Origin of the sequence: Arthrobacter sp. SW1 (genome assembly GCF_001766675.1) — a bacterium.
Taxonomy (GTDB): Bacteria; Actinomycetota; Actinomycetes; order Actinomycetales; family Micrococcaceae; genus Arthrobacter.
The window spans coordinates 1-16,742 of record NZ_MJLT01000010.1 but is presented as its reverse complement, the minus strand read 5'-3'; the positions used below and the strand labels follow the sequence as shown (position 1 = coordinate 16,742).

Genomic DNA, 16,742 nt, shown 5'->3' with positions numbered 1-16,742 from the left:
TAATGAATCACCATAGTGGCGTGCATCACGTTTGGCTAGGGGTATGGGAAATTTTCTTTTCCGTGGCCTCGGGGGCGCGGGGTACGGCGTGGCGGTGGGCGACGCCGTCCTGACCTTCCTTGGCACGGCAAAGCCCGCGACACGCCGTAATTCACGGCATGTCGCGGGCTAACGGGGTCGAAAAGAGGTCAGGAAGGAGGCGCTACGGCAGCGGAGGCGGGCCCGTTGGCGCCGGGTCAGGCACTGCCCGTGATGGCCATCCAGATTCCGACGGCTCCGGCAACCACCATGATGACGGCGGTGACCCAGCCGACTGTGGTCGCGAGCCATCCATTGCGGTGCTCGCCCATGATCGAGCGGTCCCCCGCGATCAGCATCGCCACGATGAGGAACGGTGCTGCCGCGATGCCATTGATCATGGCACTGAGGATCAGCAGTCCGATGGGGTCCGAGCTGAAGAAGCTGATAACCACGCCGCCGGCCACTCCAACGCCCAGCAGGAGATAGAAGAAGGGCGCCTTCCTGGGACTCTTGTCGAAACCCCATTCTTTTCCCAGCAGGCCCGCCAGGCCGCTGGCTCCCGCAGCGGCCAGCACCGGGACGGCGAGGATCCCGGAACCGATGAATCCGGCGGCGAAGAGGAACTTGGCGAACGGACCCGCGACAGGCTCCAGGGCCTTCGCGGCGTCCGCGGCGGTGGAGACGTCGGCGCCGTCCTTGCCCAACGTTGCTGCCGTGGCCGCCATGATCGCGAACATGACCAGGACCGAGAAGAACATGCCCACAAACACGTCCACGCGTGCGTTCCGAAGCTTGGCTTTCGCCGGGCCATCCGCCCTTTCCTCCAGCCCCACAGCTCGGTCCTCATCACCGTCGTCACGGAGCTCCTCCACGCGGTGGGCGCTTTGCCAGAAGAACAGGTACGGGGAAATCGTGGTGCCCAACACCGCGACGATCAAACCCAGGTACTCCAGGCTGAATCTGAACTGCAGCCCCAGGACTCCGGCAAGGACGTCGGCCCAGTCCACGTTGGCCGTGAAGAGCACCGCAACGTAGGCAAGGAGGGCCAGGCAAAGCCATTTGAAGACTTTCGCAATGACGGCGAAGCCGCCGGCCATCAAGGTAACGGCGATTCCTATTCCGGCGATGGCGCTCCAGAGCTGGGCCGGCCCGGCGCCCAGGAGTTCCATGCCTTGCCCGATGGCCATCAGGTCCGCCGCGGCGTTCATGGTGTTTGCTGCGAGCAAGGCCACGATCAGGATTCCGATGACCACCCGGGGCTTGCGCGAGAACTTCCGCCGGGCGAGCTTGCCCAGGCTGTCCCCGGTTGCCAGCGCCGTGCGGTCGCAGACTTCCTGGACTGCCATCATCATCGGCAAGGTGGCGGGAGCCGTCCACAGCATGCCGTTCGAAAAAGCGGCCCCGGCCTGGGCATATGTGGCGATTCCGGACGGATCGTCGTCGGCCGATCCGGTTACCAGGCCAGGCCCGAGAATCCCGAAGAACCGCCGGACGGGTGAACGCCTGGCCGTCGAGGAATCCATGTGCGACCCGCTTTCACCCGTCAGAAGATAAGCATACTTACTAACCCCAGGTAGAAATCATCATAAGGCAAAACCGGGCGACAGGCGCGGGCAATCGCTTCCGGACCTGCCGGGAAGCGCGGAATCAGCCGCGTTCAGGCATGCGCACGCCGCCGCGCTTGTACGCGCGGACAATCAACGAGCTGCGCACGGCGAGGGCCCGTTCGGCCCAGGGCGACTCAAGGAGGAAGGCACGCAGCTCGTTGAGCCCGGCCACCGTCACGTTGGCCATGAGCTGGAATTCGCCGAGTGCCATGGCGGCGTACCGCACGCACGGTTCGGCGCTCAGGAGGCGCCCGACGGCGGCCACGTCCGCGGGCGCGGTCCGCACCCAGATGACGGCCTCGATGGGCAGCCCGATGTCAGCGGGTTCCACGATCGCGCGGACACTGAGGTTTCCGCTTTCGAACAGCGCATTGAGCCGGCGGCGCACCGCCGGCGCGGACAGGCCGACGGCCTCCCCGAGATCGGCCACAGGCACCCGGCCGTCCTCGATGAGCAGGCGCACGAGGTGCGCATCGACGTCGTCGAGCACTGCGCTGGCGCTCGGCCGGGACTCGGGCGAGGGAACATCCTGCAGGGCCGCCGTTTCCTCGGCAGTGATGGGGCCGGGGTGCCATTCGGCCACGGTGCGGAAGTACTCCATGAGCGGCCAGGCGTTCACCTGGGTGACGCCCTCAAGCTCCGGGAGCTCCTCCAGTACCAGGCTCGCCAGGCGGCCCGGCCGGGCCTGGACTTCGAACAGCAGGCGGGTGGGGCTGGTCAGGGCGTAAAGGAAGTTGGCGTCCGGGTCCTTGGCGAGTTCCTCGGCGATGCCCGCGAGCTTGGCAGGCTCGCACTGGACCTCAACAAGGTGCGTGGGCCCGAGCGTGACCAGGCCAGCAACCCGCACGGTCCCGGAGTCCAGGAGGGCCATGCCGCGGCGGGTCACGGTGCTGAAGGATTCCCCCAGCACCTCCGCGATGCGCCGCCACGAGGCGCGCCCGTTGACCTGCAGGGCGCCGACGATCCGCCGGTCCAGCCCGTCCAGTTCCCGCAAGGGCGCGTTCATGACCACGAACCCGATTATGCCCCAAGCAACACTTTCATCAGGTGCGGCGCGAAATCCTCCTCGAGTTCCAGGACCACCTGGCAGTGCGCGCCGTCCTGTTCGGGGAAGCCCAGGTACCGGCCGCGCAGATCACAGACGGTCTGCCCGCGGCCGGGGCCGTCGCCGGCGTCGACCTCCACGTGCACCACCGGCGCGGACCGCAGGCCGACGGCGTCCAGCGCCACAGCGGCCGCGAGCGGATCGTGCATCGCCGAGCAGGCGCGGCCGAAGATGCCCTCGTAGAAGCGGTAGTAGTAGCCGAGCATCTCGCCAAGGGCACGGGCCAGCGGGTTCTCCGCGGACAGCAGCTCCAGGCGGTGCTCCTCTTCCAGGACGTTGCTCATGGTCACGTCCAGGGGCACCAGCTTGATGTTCCACGGCGCGGCGAGGACCTCGCGGGCGGCTTCGGGGTCGTTGCCGATGTTGGCCTCGGCCAGCGGGCTGATGTTGCCCGGAACCATGGCGGCGCCGCCCATGATGGTGATGTCGGAGACCAGCTCCGGCAGGCGGGGTTCCAGGCGGAGGGCCTCGGCGATGTTGGTCAGCGGGCCGATCGCCAGGACCCGCAGTTCACCGGCATTTTCGTGCGCCAGGCGGACCAGCATTTCGGCGGCGCTTTCGGCGAGCGGTTCAGCGTCGGCCTTGGGCAGTTCCACGCCGCCGATCCCGTTGGCACCGTGCACGTGCGGCGCGCCGCCGTCGAACGCCCTTGCCTGGAAGTCGTGCGCACCCACGGCCACCGGGATCTCCGTCCGGCCGGCCAGGCGCAGCAGATCCAGGGTGTTCACCGCGCCGGTGGCGGCCGCGACGTTCCCGCTCACGGTGCCGATGCCCAGCAGCCGCGCCTCAGGCGAGGCCAGCAGGTAGGCCAGGGCCAGGGCGTCGTCGATTCCGGTATCGCAGTCCAGGTACAGGGGCTTCATGGTTTCGCTTTCTATCGGGGCGGGAAGGGTCAGTCGGTTTCGGGGGCGGGGACCAGCAGGCTCAGCAGCAATGCGGCCGCGGTGATGCCCACCGAGATCCAGAGCGCGACGGCGTAGCCGCCTTGGGTGCCGAGCCCTGCGAACGGTGCCACGAGCACGACGCCGAGGCTCGCCCCGGTGCCGAAGGAGGCGCCGTTGATGCCGGGTAGGGAGCCGGGCGCGTCCTTCGGGGAAAGGAGCACGGACAAGCCGTTGATCGAGGTGAGGAAGAAGCCGTTGTAGAAGATGCCGAGGGCCGCGACGGCCGCCAGCACCAGCCACTGGTTATCAACGAAGAGCGCGGCAGCCACGGCGCAGACCAGGCTCAGGGCGGTGCCGATGCGCAGGGTGCGGATCCAGCCCACGCGGCCGGTCAGCCAGCCGGCGAGCGGTGCCGCGAACACACCGATCAGCGCCGCCGGGGTGAGGAAGAGCAGGGCCGAGAGCGAGGCGCTCAGGCCGAAGCCGTTCTTGCCGTCCTGGCTGAGCAGCACCACGGTGAAGTTCATGATGGCGAAGATGCCGGCCAGGGTGAGCACGGTGGTGGCGATGACGGTCCAGACCTGGCGGGAGCGCAGGTGGTGCACCGCGATCAGCGGGGAGCTGCGGCGCTTTTCGGCGGCGCAGAAGGCAGCGAAGGATGCGATGGTGCCGGCCAGCAGGGCGAGTGCGGGCACGGAGGTCCATCCGGCGGAGGAGCCGGTGCTGACGAAGTAGCTGAGGCAGACCAGGAACACCGAAAGGAAGCCGGCACCCCACCAGTCCATGCGGCCGGAAGCCGCCGTTCCACCGGAAACCGCCGTGCCGCCGTCGGGCATTGCAGAGTCCATTGCTGCACTGTCGCTTACCGCACTGCCGCCCGGCACGATCCGGACGATGCACACGGCCGCGATCGCTGCGAGGGCCAGGACCACCAGGAAGATCGACTGGAAGCCGAAGGCCTCGGTCATCAGGCCGCCGGCGTAACCGTCGAAGCCTGCCACGCCGCCGTTGACCGCGGCGATGATACCCACGGAGGTACCGAAGGCGCGGGCGTCGAGGTTCTCGCGGAGCACGATGTAGGCCAGGGCGAAGATGGCGCTGGAAACACCCTGCAGGAAGCGGCCGACAATCAGGACCGGCATGCTCGGGGCCAGCAGGCAGAGGATGGTGCCAACGGCCATGACGCCGAGCACCAGCAGGAGCGCGCGGCGGCGGCCGATGAAGTCGCTCCAGCGGCCCATGATGGGCCCGGAGATGGCGCCGGCCAGGAAGAACATGGACTGCACCTGGGCCACGGCGCCGGCGTCGGCGCTGAAGTGGGCGCCGATCTGCGGCAGTGCCGGGGTGACCATGCTGGCGTTGAGCTGGAAGGACAGGACGCCCAGCAGGAGCGTGGTGATGAGGAGGGCAGCTTTGGGGCTGCGGCCGGGCTGTGCGGCGGCGGTGCCGCTTGCGTCGTCTGCGTTGGGCGCCGCGGGCGAAGGCGCGTTGGCGGGTGAGGAAATCACAACAAACTCCCTTGTTCGTCGGGCGGGGTCCCTGGGGGATTCGAGTTGTTATACAAGCACGTATTACGAACAAGTACAACATTCGAGTGTGAAAATGACTACACTGTCCCCCATGACTTCTTCCACGCGTTCAGTGCCGAACAACCCTGTGCCGAGCCGCCCCCTCACCGTGCTCGGCAGCATCAACCTGGACCTCATCGCCACCGCGGAGCGCCTCCCCACGGCGGGCGAAACAATCGGCGGCGGCGCGCTGAGCCGGCAGGCCGGCGGCAAGGGCGCCAACCAGGCCGCCGCGGCAGCCCGGTTGGACGGCTCCGCCCGCATGATCGGCGCCGTCGGTGACGACGACGCCGGCCGGGAAATGCTCGAGGCGCTCACCGCCGCGGGGGTGGACGTGTCCGACGTCGCGCACCGCGGAACGCCCACCGGCACCGCGCTGATCGTCGTCGACGCCGCCGGCGAGAACCAGATCGTCGTCTGCCCGGGGGCGAACGCCGAAGTGTCGCTGGAAGGCGTGGAGTTCGCCGAGGACGAGACGCTGCTCTGCCAGCTCGAAGTGGGGCTCGACGTCGTGGTCGAGGCGGCCCGCCGGCACCCCGGCTTCTTCGCACTCAACGCCGCCCCGGCGCAGTCCCTGCCCGCCGAACTGGTGGAACGCTGCGACCTGGTGATCGTCAACGAAACCGAATACGAGCTCATCCCCGAACTCGCCAACGCCCGCATGGTGGCCGTGACGTACGGCAAGGACGGCTCGGCCCTGCTCCGCGACGGCAAGGAAGTAGCCCGTGCCGCCGGCCTCCGCGCGAACGTGGTCAACACGATCGGCGCCGGCGACGCCTTCTGCGCCGCCTTCGTGCTGGGCTTGCGCCGCGGCCTCTCCGACGAGCAGGCACTTGCCGCTGCCAATGCCGTAGGAGCCGACGCCGTGGGGCAGCACTCCTCGCAGCCGCAGCTTGGGCGCTTGGAAAGTTACGTGGGGGCAGCTTCGGCGTAGGGGTTTGCCGGGCGGTTTCCACGCGGCCTGCCCTTCGGAATCGATGGTTCCCTTCTGAATCGATGGTGCGCACCATCGATTCAGAAGGGAACCATCGATCCGGCTTGTCCACCTGGCCCGGCTTGTCCACATAGCCACGCTTCAGGCTTACGAACGCCTCACCGGGGCTGTGACTCTGGAGCCATGCCACCTCGGGAATTGCCGCAGCTGCCGGCCGGAACAGATCTCTGGCGCACGGAGGAACTCCATCAGGCCGGGTTCGGCTGGCCCGCCATCAGCCGCCTGCTTTCGGACGGCACCCTGTTCCGCTTGCGCCGCGGCTGCTACGCCAGGATGGAGGCGTGGTCCGCCCTTGGAAGTTCCGGCAGGGAACGGATGCTGATCGCGGGCCATGCCCATGGGACCCTGAGCCGCTCCGCCGGGGCCTTCGCCTACAGCCATACCTCGGCCGCACGCCTGCATCGGCTGAAGCTCTGGAACGTGAACAGCCGCATCCACCTGACCCAGGCGGTCTCTCCAGCGCGCACCTCCCACGGGGCCGACGTCATTGCGCACACCCGGGCGTTGGGCAGCAAAGAGGTCGTGACAATCGATGGGCTCCCATGCACCTCCCTTGAACGCACTGTGGTGGACTGCTGCCTCACACTCAACCGCAAGCAGGCCCTCATCCTCATGGATCACGCCTTGCGGATCGGCGCCGACATTGAGCAGCTCCGCGAATCCTGCGCCACATTGGCCGGGCAGCATGGAGTCAAAACGCTCCGCTGGGCCCTCGACAACGCGGATCCGCTTTCGGAATCTCCAGGGGAAACCCTCACCCGGGAACTGCTGGTACGACTGAAACTCCCCATGCCGGTGTTGCAGTTCGAGGTGTCCAGCCGCGAAGGGAACCACCGCATGGACTTCGCCTGGAAGGAATCCAAGATCGCTCTGGAGTTCGACGGCAAGGCCAAGTATTTCGACTACGAACCCGCCGAAGAAGCGCTCTACAAAGAACGCCTCCGCGAACGAGCCCTCACCGAGGACGGTTGGTTCTTCATCCGGCTCCGTTGGCGGGACCTGTTCCGCGAGCAGGAATTCAAGACCCGTATCCTCCGTGCCCTTGGGCAACGGTCCTACGCCGAAGCCGCCTGACCGGAGTCCCCGGCGCGCCTCGCCTACAGCACCGCCGCTGCCCCTCACCTCGCCGGATTCGATGGTTCCCTTCTGAATCGATGGTGCGCATCATCGATTCAGAAGGGAACCATCGATTCCGCGGAGCAGGCGGGGCGGGACGGGGCGTGGCAGGCGGGGCAGGGTGGAGGAGGAACGCGGGGCAGGGTGCCCTACCCCTCCACGTACCTCTTCCGTCCGGCCCCGTAGCCGAACACCGCGGCCAGCGAGCCCACCACCAGGAACAGGATGCCGGCGGCCGCGAATCCGCCCGTGGCCTGGTGCAGCTGACCCACCATCAGCGTGCCCGTGGAGCCCAGCCCGTAGCCCACGCCCTGCATCATGCCGGAAAGGTGCGCCGCCGTGTGCCCGTCGCCGGTGCGCAGCATGATCATGGTCAACGCCACGGCGGTGAGGCTCCCTTGCCCCAGCCCAAGCAAACCGGTCCAGAGCCAGATGAAGTCCACCGGGCCGAAGATGCTCAGCGCGAAGCCCCCGCCGGTCATCAGCGCCACCACCACGTTGATGGCCCGCTGATCCGTGAAGCGCGCGGCCAGGCCCGGGGCGAACAGCGAACCGAGCATCTGCAGCGCAATGGAGACGGACACGATCAACCCGGCTGTGCCGCCGTCGACGCCCCGTTCGCGCAGGATCGGCGCCAGCCAGGCGAACACGCTGAAGGACATCATCGCCTGCAGCACCATGAAGATGGTCACCTGCCAGGCCACCGCGGAGCGCCACACATTGACGCCGTGGCCCTGCAGCTGGTGCCGGACGGCGGGCTGGCGGAGCGCCAGCGGCAGGAAGAGCAGGAGCACGACGGCGGCCGGCACCGCCCAGAACCAAAGCGCCGAAGTCCAGTGGCCGGCTGCCTCGAACAAGGGATAGGTGAAGCCGGCACCGAGTGCCGCGGAGGCGCAGATCGCCGTCGTGTAGAGACCGCCCATGAGGCCAAGCCGGTGCGGGAAGTCGCGTTTCACGACCCCCGGCAGCAGCACATTGCACAGGGCGATCGCGGCACCGCACAGGGCGGTTCCGGCGAGCAACGCGGGAAGATGGCCCGCACCGGGAGCATCAACGGGGCGCAGGAGAAGCCCCGCGCTCAGTACTGCCATGGCGCCCAGGAGTACGCGTTCGGCCCCGAAGCGGCGGGCCAGGACGGGTGCCAGCGGCGCGAAGACGCCGAGCAGCGTCACCGGCACAGTGGTGAGCACCACCACCGCCCAGCCCGGCAGGCCGGCGTCGGCGGTGATTTCCGGTAGCAGCGCGGAAAAACTGGAGAACACGGTGCGCAGGTTGACGCCGATCAGCACCAGGCAGATGCCCAGGTACACGAGGCCCCGTTTCGAGGCGACGCGGGTGGGCGCGGCGGCCGGGACCTCGTCGATTTCGGCGTCGACCAGCAGCTCTGGGTTTTCGGCGTTGCGCGTCACGCTCCGAAATTTACACGCCGGTGCATTGCCGTTCACTTTCCCGGGCCTAAAGTTGTCCCACCAGTAACACTGATCACAGCAGTCATTCCCGTTCACTTACGTCCCGTCGACGACGGCCCCACCGCTGGAGGCGCCATGCCCTTGGACCTGTCTGCACCGATTTCCCGGCGCACTCTGCTGGGGGCCGCGGGCGCCCTCAGCCTCGCTGCGGCCACGGCCGGGCCCGCCCCGGCGGCGGTACCGCGACTGGCGTTCGGCGTCGCCACCCCGGGCGGGCCGTTGGACCTGGCCGGCATGGACGAGGTAGCCCGGCTGGCCGGCGAAACCCCACGGCTTGTGCTGATCTACAAGGATTTCCGGCAGCCCGCGCCGCTGGCCGAAGTCCAGGCCTGCCTGGCCCGCGGCATCCGGCCGGTCATCACCTGGGAACCATGGGCCTGGGGCAGCGGGCTCCACCAGCCGGCCTATGCCCTGTCCCGGATCGCCGCGGGCTACTTCGACGCCTACCTCCGCAGCTGGGCCACGGCCCTGGCCCCCTACGGCAACCGCATTACCATCCGCTTCGCGCACGAGATGAACGGCAACTGGTACCCGTGGTGCCCCGGCGTCAACGGAACCACGGCAGCGGATTACCTCGCGGCCTGGCGGCATATCCACGCCGTCTTCGCCTCCAACGCGGCCCGTCCGAAGTGGATGTGGGCGGTGAACGATCCCTACCCGGGCTCGGTGCCGCTTGCCTCGGTGTACCCGGGCAACAGCGTGGTGGACGAACTCGGCCTGGACTCCTACAACTTCGGCACCAGCCAGAGCTGGTCCACCTGGAAGAGCCCCTCCCAGGTCTTCGCCCCCGGGCTCAACGGCCTGCGGGCACTCGGTACCGGGAAGCGGATCACCATTTCCGAAACGGCCTCCAGCGAACTCGGCGGATCAAAGCCGGCATGGATCCGGGACGGGATCGCCTACCTCGACGCGCAGCCGGACGTTGACGCCTTCATCTGGTTCCACTTCCGCAAGGAAACCGACTGGCGGATCAACAGCAGCAGGTCCTCGGCCTACGCCTTCCGGAAGGCACTCGCCGCCCGCGCCTTAGCATGAACCCATGCGTTTGAACCCTCCGCCGCAGCCGCCGGAGCATCACCCACGGGAGCCAGGCCGGCACGACGGCGTCCCGCGCCGGCGCGTCCTGGCCGCCGGAGCAGCGGGTGCGGCCGCCCTCGCAGCCGCCGCGCTGGGCGGGTGCACTCCTGCGCCCGTCGGTGCGGCGCCGTCGTCGGGCACTGGAACCGTCACTGGAACCGGCACCGGCACGGCCACCGGAATCACGGCCACCCCGACGGCACCGGCATACCCGCCGGTCAGCCGGGCGCGGCTGCGTTTTGGCGTCGCCAGCTCGCACGGCCCGGACGGTACGGACTTCGCGGCGCTGGCGAAGGGCCTGCGGGAGACACCGGCCATCGCGGGCTTCTTCAAGGACTTCACCGCCCCCTTCCCCGCCCGGGAATGCGACAGTGCCGTGCGCCAGGGCGCGGTTCCCATGGTCTCGCTGGAACCCTGGGCGGCCGGGAAGGGCGCCACCCAGCCCGCCTACTCCCTGGCGCGGATCATCGCCGGCGAACACGATGCCTACCTGAAAGCCTGGGGCGAAGGCCTTCGCGATTGGTTCAAGACCCTGCCGCAGCAGGACCGTCCGTTCCTGCTCCGCTTCGCGCACGAGATGAACGGTAACTGGTACCCGTGGGGCGAAACGGTCAACGGCAACCAGCCCGGCCAGTTCGCCGCCGCCTGGCGGCACGTGCACCGGGTGCTCGGCAAGGCCGCGGGGGATACGCCGCTTGAGTGGGTCTGGTCGCCGAATGAAGAGTACGACGGCGGCCAGCAACTGAAGGCCCTCTACCCCGGGAACGATGTGGTGGACGTCGCCGCGGTGGACGGTTACAACTGGGGCAGCAGCCAGCCGTGGAGCGTCTGGCGTACGCCGGAGCAGATCTTCGGGCACTCCATCCGGGCGCTGCAGGAGGCGGCTCCAGGTAAGCCCCTCATGGTGGCGGAGACCGCCTGCGCCGGATCGGGCGGTTCCCGCGCGGACTGGCTCTCGCAACTGGTGGCCTACCTGGACTCGGTGCCCTCGGTGACCGGCGTGGTGCTCTTCGAGGACGTGTCCCAGGTGGACTGGCGGATCGCCAAGGATCCGGCCGCGGTCAAGGCACTGGCCAAAGCCCTCGCCGCCCGCCGCTAGGTCCGGCTACGCGGCAGCGAGGGCGTTGGGCTTCCGCCCGGTGCCAACCGCCTCCTCGATGCTGGCGAAGACCGGCAGCAGGCGGTGCATCCCGGTCCGGACGAGGGCCTTGTGCACCGTGGACGTCCCGTCCACCACCCGGAGGTCGCCGCCGGCCAGCCGGGCCGAGCGCAGCCCGGAGACGATCGCTGCCAGGCCCATGGCGTCGATCTTCGTGACGTCCTTGAGGTTGAGGACCACCAGCGGGGCGTTGGCCAGGGCCGATGCCACGGCGGGCTTGAGGCCCGCGGCGGAGGTCCGGTCCAGCGCTCCTGTGCAGCTGATGGCGGTATGTCGACGACGGCGGTCAAAGCTGAGTTCCATGGGATTCCTAAGGTGTTATTCGGTGGGTGGTGCCCGCCTGCCAGAGCGGGGCTTGCTTAATGCGAAGGCTGATGCGAACAGCTGATGCGGAGAAAGGTTGATGCGGACGGTGTGGGCGGCCGAACGGGTCAGGAGGTATCAGCACCGGCCTTCCCAGGGCCGGGCGTCTCAGGACCGGTCGCGGCGGCGGTCCGTTCGCGCCACGCGGCTTTGAGGACGCAGGACAGCAGGGCGAGGTCGAAGGCGACCCAGACGAGGTTGACGATGATGCCGAGGGTGTCGGCCCGGCCGGTGAACATCCGGTACACGCCCACCGCGCTGGAACCAAGCAGGATCGCCATGGCCCAGAGCTGCGGGCGGATGACGCGGAGGTCCGCCCGGCCGGCCTGGCGCACTTTCGGGGTAACGGCGAAGCCGAGCGGGCGGCCGAACCACACGTTCCGGCAGGCAGTGGTGCAGGCCTTGATCCAGACGGGGAACAGGGCAAAGCTGTACTGCTGCCCTCGCCAAGTGGGGATGCCCCAGCCCGCAACCAGGAACAGCAACTGGCTGCCGAGCAGGAAGGGCAGCAGGTGCACGAAGAAGTCCAGGCCGAGCGCGGTGACGGGCATGATGCCGCTCAGGAAGTAGATCACCGGTGCGGCGAGGAAGACGGCGGTGGCGAAGCCGCTCAGGTAGGACCACATGGTGGCGGTGTACATGAGCCGTTGGGCCAAGGTGAGTCCCGGGCCGTGCCACGGATTTTCGCGGAGGGCCACCTGGACCGTCCCCTGCGCCCAGCGGAGCCGCTGGGTGAGGCTGGTCTTCAGTTCTTCCGGCGCCAGGCCGTGCGCCAGCACCTCGTGGTGGTAGACGCTGCGCCAGCCCATGCGGTGCAGGCGCATGGCGGTGGCCATGTCCTCGGTGACGGAGATGGTGGCCATGGGCATGACGGCCTGGGCTTCACTGCCGCGTTCCACGGAGACGGCGTCCAGGAGCGACTGCACGGATTCCAAGGCGGCCAGCGGACCCCAGTTGCGCTGCGTCATGTGCAGCACCGCGGTGTCCAGTTCCTCCTCGTCCCGCTCCCGGCCGGGCCCGCCCAGTTCGGTGGCCAGGGCATGCAGGGCGTTGCGGTCCGGGGAATCGCTGAGGGCGTGCCGGACCGTAAGCTCCTCGACGGCCAGGGCGATGCTGTCCTGGGCGCGGAACGTCACTTCGGCGAAGGTGGAACCGTCCTTGAGCTCCTGCCGGGCACGGTCCAGCGCCCGCTTCACCTCCTGCAACAGCTCGCCCAGCAGCGGCTTGCCGCGGACCTCAGGACGACGGCGGGCACGGGCTATCACTCGACGTGAGGCACTGAGCGCCTTCCGCAGGTTCCGGCCGGTCTCCTCGACGTACTGGACCAGGCCGAGCTCCATGATGGCCTCGCGCCGAAGCACCGCATTGGAGCCGCAGAAGAACGCGGCGTTCCAGCCGTCCTTGCCCTGCTGGATGGGCCCGTAGAAGAGCGGTGCCTGGCTGCCCAGCGGATCTCCGTCGGGGACGTTGGTGAAGTACTGCGGGGTCTGCACGAATGCCACCAGCGGATCGCTGAAGTAGCCCAGCGTCCGGTCCAGGATGTCCGGGGAGGGGACCTGGTCGGCGTCGAGCACCAGGAAGAATTCGCCGCTGGTGCGCAGCAGCGCGTTGTTCAGGTTCCCGGCCTTGGCGTGGCGGGGCCGGCCGGACCATTCCGGGCCGCGGGTGACGTACCCGATCCCGTGCTGCTCCGCCGCGCGGGCGAGCTCGAAGCGGTTGCCATCGTCGAGGATCCAGGTGTGGTGCGGGTAGCGGATGCCCTTGGCCGCAAGGGCGGTGGCGAGGACCAGGTCCACGGGCTCGTTGTAGCTGGTGATGAACACGTCCACACTGGCACCCACGGGTGGCGCAGGCGGTTCCGGGCGGCGCCGGGCGCGGGCCACCGTGAGGGCGAAAAGCGCGACGTCGGCCAGCATGTACGTCTCGGCGAGCACCAGCGGCACGGAAATCCACCACGCCGCCCAGTTCAGCGACGACGTCCAGCGCCACACGATGTACACCAGGCCCGTCAGCACGGTGAGCGCCGCAAGAAGGCGCACGGCAGCGAGCCGGCGGCGTCCCATGCCGGCGGACCATGCCGGTGGCGCCCCCGTCCCGTGCAATTCTTCCGCCACGGCCGGGGGCATCCCTGCTTGCCCTGAAACCACGTAAAACCCCATCCCTTCGAGGTGACCAACCCCGTGCGGCCCCATGCCACACTCCCCCGCAGTAAGAGTGCGTTTTGACCGGGGAATGTGTTGTGGCGCGCGCGGGAAATTCCTGTGAGGTGGCTCGCAGGGGGTGGTCTGCGTCCTGTGGCCGCCCCGCCGCCCACCGGCTGCCCGGCGGCTGCCCGCCCGCCGTTTCGTGAAGGGCGCCCCGGTATCCTGAAAGGGATGAGCACCCCCGAAACCCCGCAGTCCCCTTCCCCGCGCCCGGTCACCCCCGGCAGCCAGGCGTCCTTCGGCACCTACGGCGGCCGGCCGGTCAGCTTCGTGCGCCGCGGCACCCGCCTGCAGGGCCGCCGGCAGCAGGCGTGGGACGAGCACGCGGACCGCTGGGTGCTGGACGTGCCTCGGCACGTCGCCAACACCTCGGTGCACCCGGAATACGTGTTCGACGCCGAAGCGGAGTTCGGGCGCAAGGCTCCCCTGGTGGTGGAGATCGGCTCGGGCCTGGGCGAGGCCGTGTGCCACGCCGCCGAACAGAACCCGGACAAGGACTTCCTGGCCGTGGAGGTCTACACGCCCGGCCTGGCGAACACCCTGATCAAGATCGCCGGCCGCGGCCTGGAGAACGTGCGCGTGGTGGAGGCCAACGCCCCCGAGGTCCTGGCCACCATGCTTCCCGCCGGCTCCGTCAGCGAAGTATGGGTCTTCTTCCCGGATCCGTGGCACAAGTCCCGCCACCACAAGCGCCGGCTGATCCAGCCGGAGTTCGCCAAACTGGTGGCCCGCGTCCTGGAGCCGGGCGGGCTGTGGCGGATCGCCACGGACTGGTCCAACTACGCCGTACACGTCCGCAACGTGCTGGCTTCGTCCGAGGATTTCGAGAACCTGCACGACGGCGAGCAGTCCGGCCCCGAGAGCCCCCTCACCAAGGTGTGGGAATCCGGCGTCGAATCCGTGGTGGGCGGGGCGCCCGTCAAGGAAGGCCGCGCACCCGTCAGCACCGAACACACCGGCCCCAACGAAGGCGTGGACCACGTGGGCGGCTGGGCTCCACGCTTCGACGGCCGGATCCGTACCAGCTTCGAGAACAAGGCGCACGAGGCCGGCCGCATGATCTTCGACCTCTGCTACCGCAAGGTCTAAGCAACAACTCTTTGGGGGAACACATGAGTCAGCAAGCGGTACCTGCCTACAGTCCGCAACGGCCGCCGTCGGACACCCGGGGCCTCGCCGCGGGAATCGCGAGCATCGTGTGCGCGGTACTGGCGCCGGTGGTGGGCTTCCTGGCCGCGCCGGTGGGCATGGCGGGGGTGTTCTCCCAAGCCTCGATGAATGAGGATTCAGCCACCGGCCCCTGGATTGTGGGCGCCGTGGCGATGGTGGTGGGCGCGCTGCTGCTTTGCCTGGCGGCGATCGTGTGCGGGCTGGTGGCCGTGGTGCGGGCCAAGGGCATGAACGCGGGGCGGATCACGGGCTTCGTGGGCCTGGGGATCATGGCCATGAACCTGCTGAGCGTGGTGGGCATTGTCCTGGGGACTGTTGTTTCCGTGAGGGCCTCCTGATGCCCCAGGTACGCGCCGAGCGCTTCATCCGTTTGGACCCCGCCACCGCGTTCGCGCTCTCCCAGACCACGGGCGAGTTCCGGCTGAAGTGGGATCCGTTCATCTCGGCGCAGTCCTTCGTGGACGGCGCCACCGCGGCCGGGAAAGGCGTGCGCACCCGGACGGTATCCCGCATGGGCCTGCGCATGGTCAGCGAGTACGTCTCCTACACCCCGCCCAAAGCCGTGGGCATGACCATGGTGTCCGGGCCGTGGTTCTTTGAAAACTTCGGCGGCGGCTGGCGTTTCACTCCCGACGACGGCGGGACCCGCGCCGTCTGGAAATACACCCTTTCCTGCCAGCCGGCTTTCCTGAAACCGCTGGCGGAACGGATCGGCAGTTGGGTGCTGGGCCGGGAGATCGAACGCCGGATTGGTGCCTTCGCCCGGGCCTGCGAGGACCCGGTGCTGCTGGCGGAATTCCAACGGACGGCGGCGCCCCGTGAGTGATTCCGGCATGACGGGCGGCCCGGCGCAAGGCCTCTATCCATACCGCGGTCTCATCGGGCCACAGTGGGCCTCACTTGGTTACCCGAGCGAAGCCGTGGCGCGGCACTGGGAGAACCGTTCCTGTGGAGTCCTGAGCCTTCACATTGCCTACCGCCTGCTTTTGGACCACCAGGCCAAGCCGGCGTCGCTCACCGAGGAACTCCTGGCAGCGGGCGCCTACAGCGAACGCAATGGGTGGCTCCACGCGGGCTTGGCCGCGCACGCAAGGAAGAGCGGGCTCAAGGCAGAGCTCATGGTGATTGATGGTCCGGAGGAGTTCGTCCGGCTGTTGCGTGGCCCGGGTCTGTGCATTGCCTCGGTAGGAAGGTCCTTTGACGAGCCGGGTACCCGGGGACATCTGGTCCTCGCTTCCGGAATCACCGAAGGCGAGCACGTCACGGTCCACGATCCGAACGGCTCGGACCCTTCCTCGGGATACAGGCACATCCCCCTCGATGCCTTCTGGGAGCACTTTTCGAAGCGCGTGATTTACCTCAGCGCATGAGGGCCGGCGTCCCGTCTCCCTCGGGCCCGCAAGGGGACTTTGCCCCGCCGCTGCACCGGCCGGTACCCTGTGAAGCGTGCCGCCCCGTGGTGGCACGCGCTTATGATCTGCGGCGGGAGAGTCCTGCCGGTACATTCAGCGGGCGCCGTAGGAGCAAACCCTCCCCGGGAATCTCTCAGGCCCATGTACCGCCGCGGCAAGGCACCTCTGGAAAGCAGTCCGGCCGGACCCACGGCCCGGGCTCACCGACGGGGCAAGCGCATCCCGCAGCGGCGGGCGGCGCGGAATCTCTCAGGTCCAATACAGAGCGGGGAGGAACCCACATCCAGTGGCAGCCGCGCCACCTGAGTCCTGGAGCTCCCCATGAGCCTTAACCTGAACAAGCCCGCACCTGAAGGCCGTAAGTTGCTGCGTGTTGAGCAGCGCAACAAAGCGGTTCCGGTCGAACGCAAGCCCGAGTGGATCAAGGCCAAGGTCCAGATGGGGCCGGAGTTCGTCGGTTTGAAGAACCTGGTCAAAAAAGAAGGCCTGCACACCGTGTGCGAGGAAGCCGGCTGCCCGAACATCTTCGAGTGCTGGGAAGACAAGGAAGCGACCTTCCTGATCGGCGGCTCCGAATGCACCCGCCGCTGCGA

15 protein-coding genes, 1 pseudogene and 1 riboswitch are annotated in these 16,742 nt (G+C 68.4%); of the genes and pseudogenes, 9 read left to right on the top strand and 7 right to left on the bottom strand.

What is annotated here, in order from left to right:
- Positions 1-236: 236 nt before the first annotated feature.
- The 4 genes from BIU82_RS06975 to BIU82_RS06960 form a co-directional block, all read right to left on the bottom strand.
- Positions 237-1,544 (bottom strand): Nramp family divalent metal transporter, encoded by a 1,308-nt coding sequence (locus tag BIU82_RS06975; protein WP_070348750.1) that lies wholly within the window; start codon positions 1,542-1,544, stop codon positions 237-239.
- 124 nt (positions 1,545-1,668) lie between these two features.
- Positions 1,669-2,634: an Lrp/AsnC family transcriptional regulator gene (locus BIU82_RS06970; RefSeq protein WP_070348749.1), complete on the bottom strand. Its 966-nt coding sequence runs from the start codon at positions 2,632-2,634 to the stop codon at positions 1,669-1,671.
- 14 nt (positions 2,635-2,648) lie between these two features.
- Positions 2,649-3,596, bottom strand: a complete 948-nt coding sequence (locus tag BIU82_RS06965) for a nucleoside hydrolase (protein WP_070348748.1) — start codon at positions 3,594-3,596, stop codon at positions 2,649-2,651.
- A 29-nt stretch (positions 3,597-3,625) separates the two neighbouring features.
- Entirely contained in the window at positions 3,626-5,122 is a 1,497-nt protein-coding gene (locus tag BIU82_RS06960) for an MFS transporter (protein WP_070348787.1), read from the bottom strand.
- A gap of 115 nt (positions 5,123-5,237) precedes the next feature.
- Here BIU82_RS06960 and BIU82_RS06955 point away from each other — a divergent pair, with 115 nt between their 5' ends.
- On the top strand, positions 5,238-6,119 hold the full coding sequence (locus tag BIU82_RS06955) for a PfkB family carbohydrate kinase (RefSeq protein WP_070348747.1): 882 nt from the start codon (positions 5,238-5,240) through the stop codon (positions 6,117-6,119).
- 183 nt (positions 6,120-6,302) lie between these two features.
- On the top strand, positions 6,303-7,253 hold the full coding sequence (locus BIU82_RS06950; protein ID WP_070348746.1) for a hypothetical protein: 951 nt from the start codon (positions 6,303-6,305) through the stop codon (positions 7,251-7,253).
- 191 nt (positions 7,254-7,444) lie between these two features.
- On the opposite strand, the gene BIU82_RS06945 is transcribed toward BIU82_RS06950, so the two are convergent.
- Positions 7,445-8,704 carry an MFS transporter gene (locus BIU82_RS06945; protein WP_083292234.1) on the bottom strand — a complete coding sequence of 420 codons (1,260 nt, stop codon included), beginning with the start codon at positions 8,702-8,704 and terminating at the stop codon, positions 7,445-7,447.
- 135 nt (positions 8,705-8,839) lie between these two features.
- Between BIU82_RS06945 and BIU82_RS06940 the strand changes: the two genes are divergently transcribed.
- Both BIU82_RS06940 and BIU82_RS06935 read left to right on the top strand, forming a co-directional pair.
- A complete protein-coding gene (locus tag BIU82_RS06940) occupies positions 8,840-9,799 on the top strand; it encodes a glycosyl hydrolase (RefSeq protein ID WP_070348744.1) in 960 nt (319 codons plus the stop codon).
- Positions 9,800-9,803: 4 nt separating this feature from the next.
- Positions 9,804-10,940 (top strand): glycosyl hydrolase, encoded by a 1,137-nt coding sequence (locus BIU82_RS06935; RefSeq protein WP_083292233.1) that lies wholly within the window; start codon positions 9,804-9,806, stop codon positions 10,938-10,940.
- Positions 10,941-10,946: 6 nt separating this feature from the next.
- Here BIU82_RS06935 and BIU82_RS06930 read toward each other — a convergent pair whose 3' ends face one another.
- A complete protein-coding gene (locus BIU82_RS06930) occupies positions 10,947-11,303 on the bottom strand; it encodes an STAS domain-containing protein (RefSeq protein ID WP_070348743.1) in 357 nt (118 codons plus the stop codon).
- Between the two features lie 128 nt (positions 11,304-11,431).
- A complete protein-coding gene (locus BIU82_RS06925; protein WP_070348742.1) occupies positions 11,432-13,426 on the bottom strand; it encodes a glycosyltransferase family 2 protein in 1,995 nt (664 codons plus the stop codon).
- A 312-nt stretch (positions 13,427-13,738) separates the two neighbouring features.
- Between BIU82_RS06925 and trmB the strand changes: the two genes are divergently transcribed.
- The 5 genes and pseudogenes from trmB to BIU82_RS06900 form a co-directional block, all read left to right on the top strand.
- Positions 13,739-14,656: a tRNA (guanosine(46)-N7)-methyltransferase TrmB gene (gene trmB / locus BIU82_RS06920; protein ID WP_070348741.1), complete on the top strand. Its 918-nt coding sequence runs from the start codon at positions 13,739-13,741 to the stop codon at positions 14,654-14,656.
- 23 nt (positions 14,657-14,679) lie between these two features.
- The gene (locus tag BIU82_RS19610; protein WP_070348740.1) at positions 14,680-15,075 is read left to right on the top strand and encodes a hypothetical protein; all 396 of its coding nucleotides are present in this window, start codon (positions 14,680-14,682) and stop codon (positions 15,073-15,075) included.
- Entirely contained in the window at positions 15,075-15,563 is a 489-nt protein-coding gene (locus BIU82_RS06910) for an SRPBCC family protein (protein ID WP_070348739.1), read from the top strand. Before BIU82_RS19610 ends, BIU82_RS06910 begins: the two co-directional genes overlap by 1 nt.
- Positions 15,556-16,107, top strand: coding sequence for a hypothetical protein (locus tag BIU82_RS06905; protein ID WP_253182706.1), 552 nt, complete (start codon positions 15,556-15,558; stop codon positions 16,105-16,107). Before BIU82_RS06910 ends, BIU82_RS06905 begins: the two co-directional genes overlap by 8 nt.
- A gap of 103 nt (positions 16,108-16,210) precedes the next feature.
- Positions 16,211-16,308: riboswitch (glycine riboswitch) on the top strand.
- A gap of 162 nt (positions 16,309-16,470) precedes the next feature.
- Positions 16,471-16,742: pseudogene (locus BIU82_RS06900) on the top strand (lipoyl synthase); the annotation flags it as partial.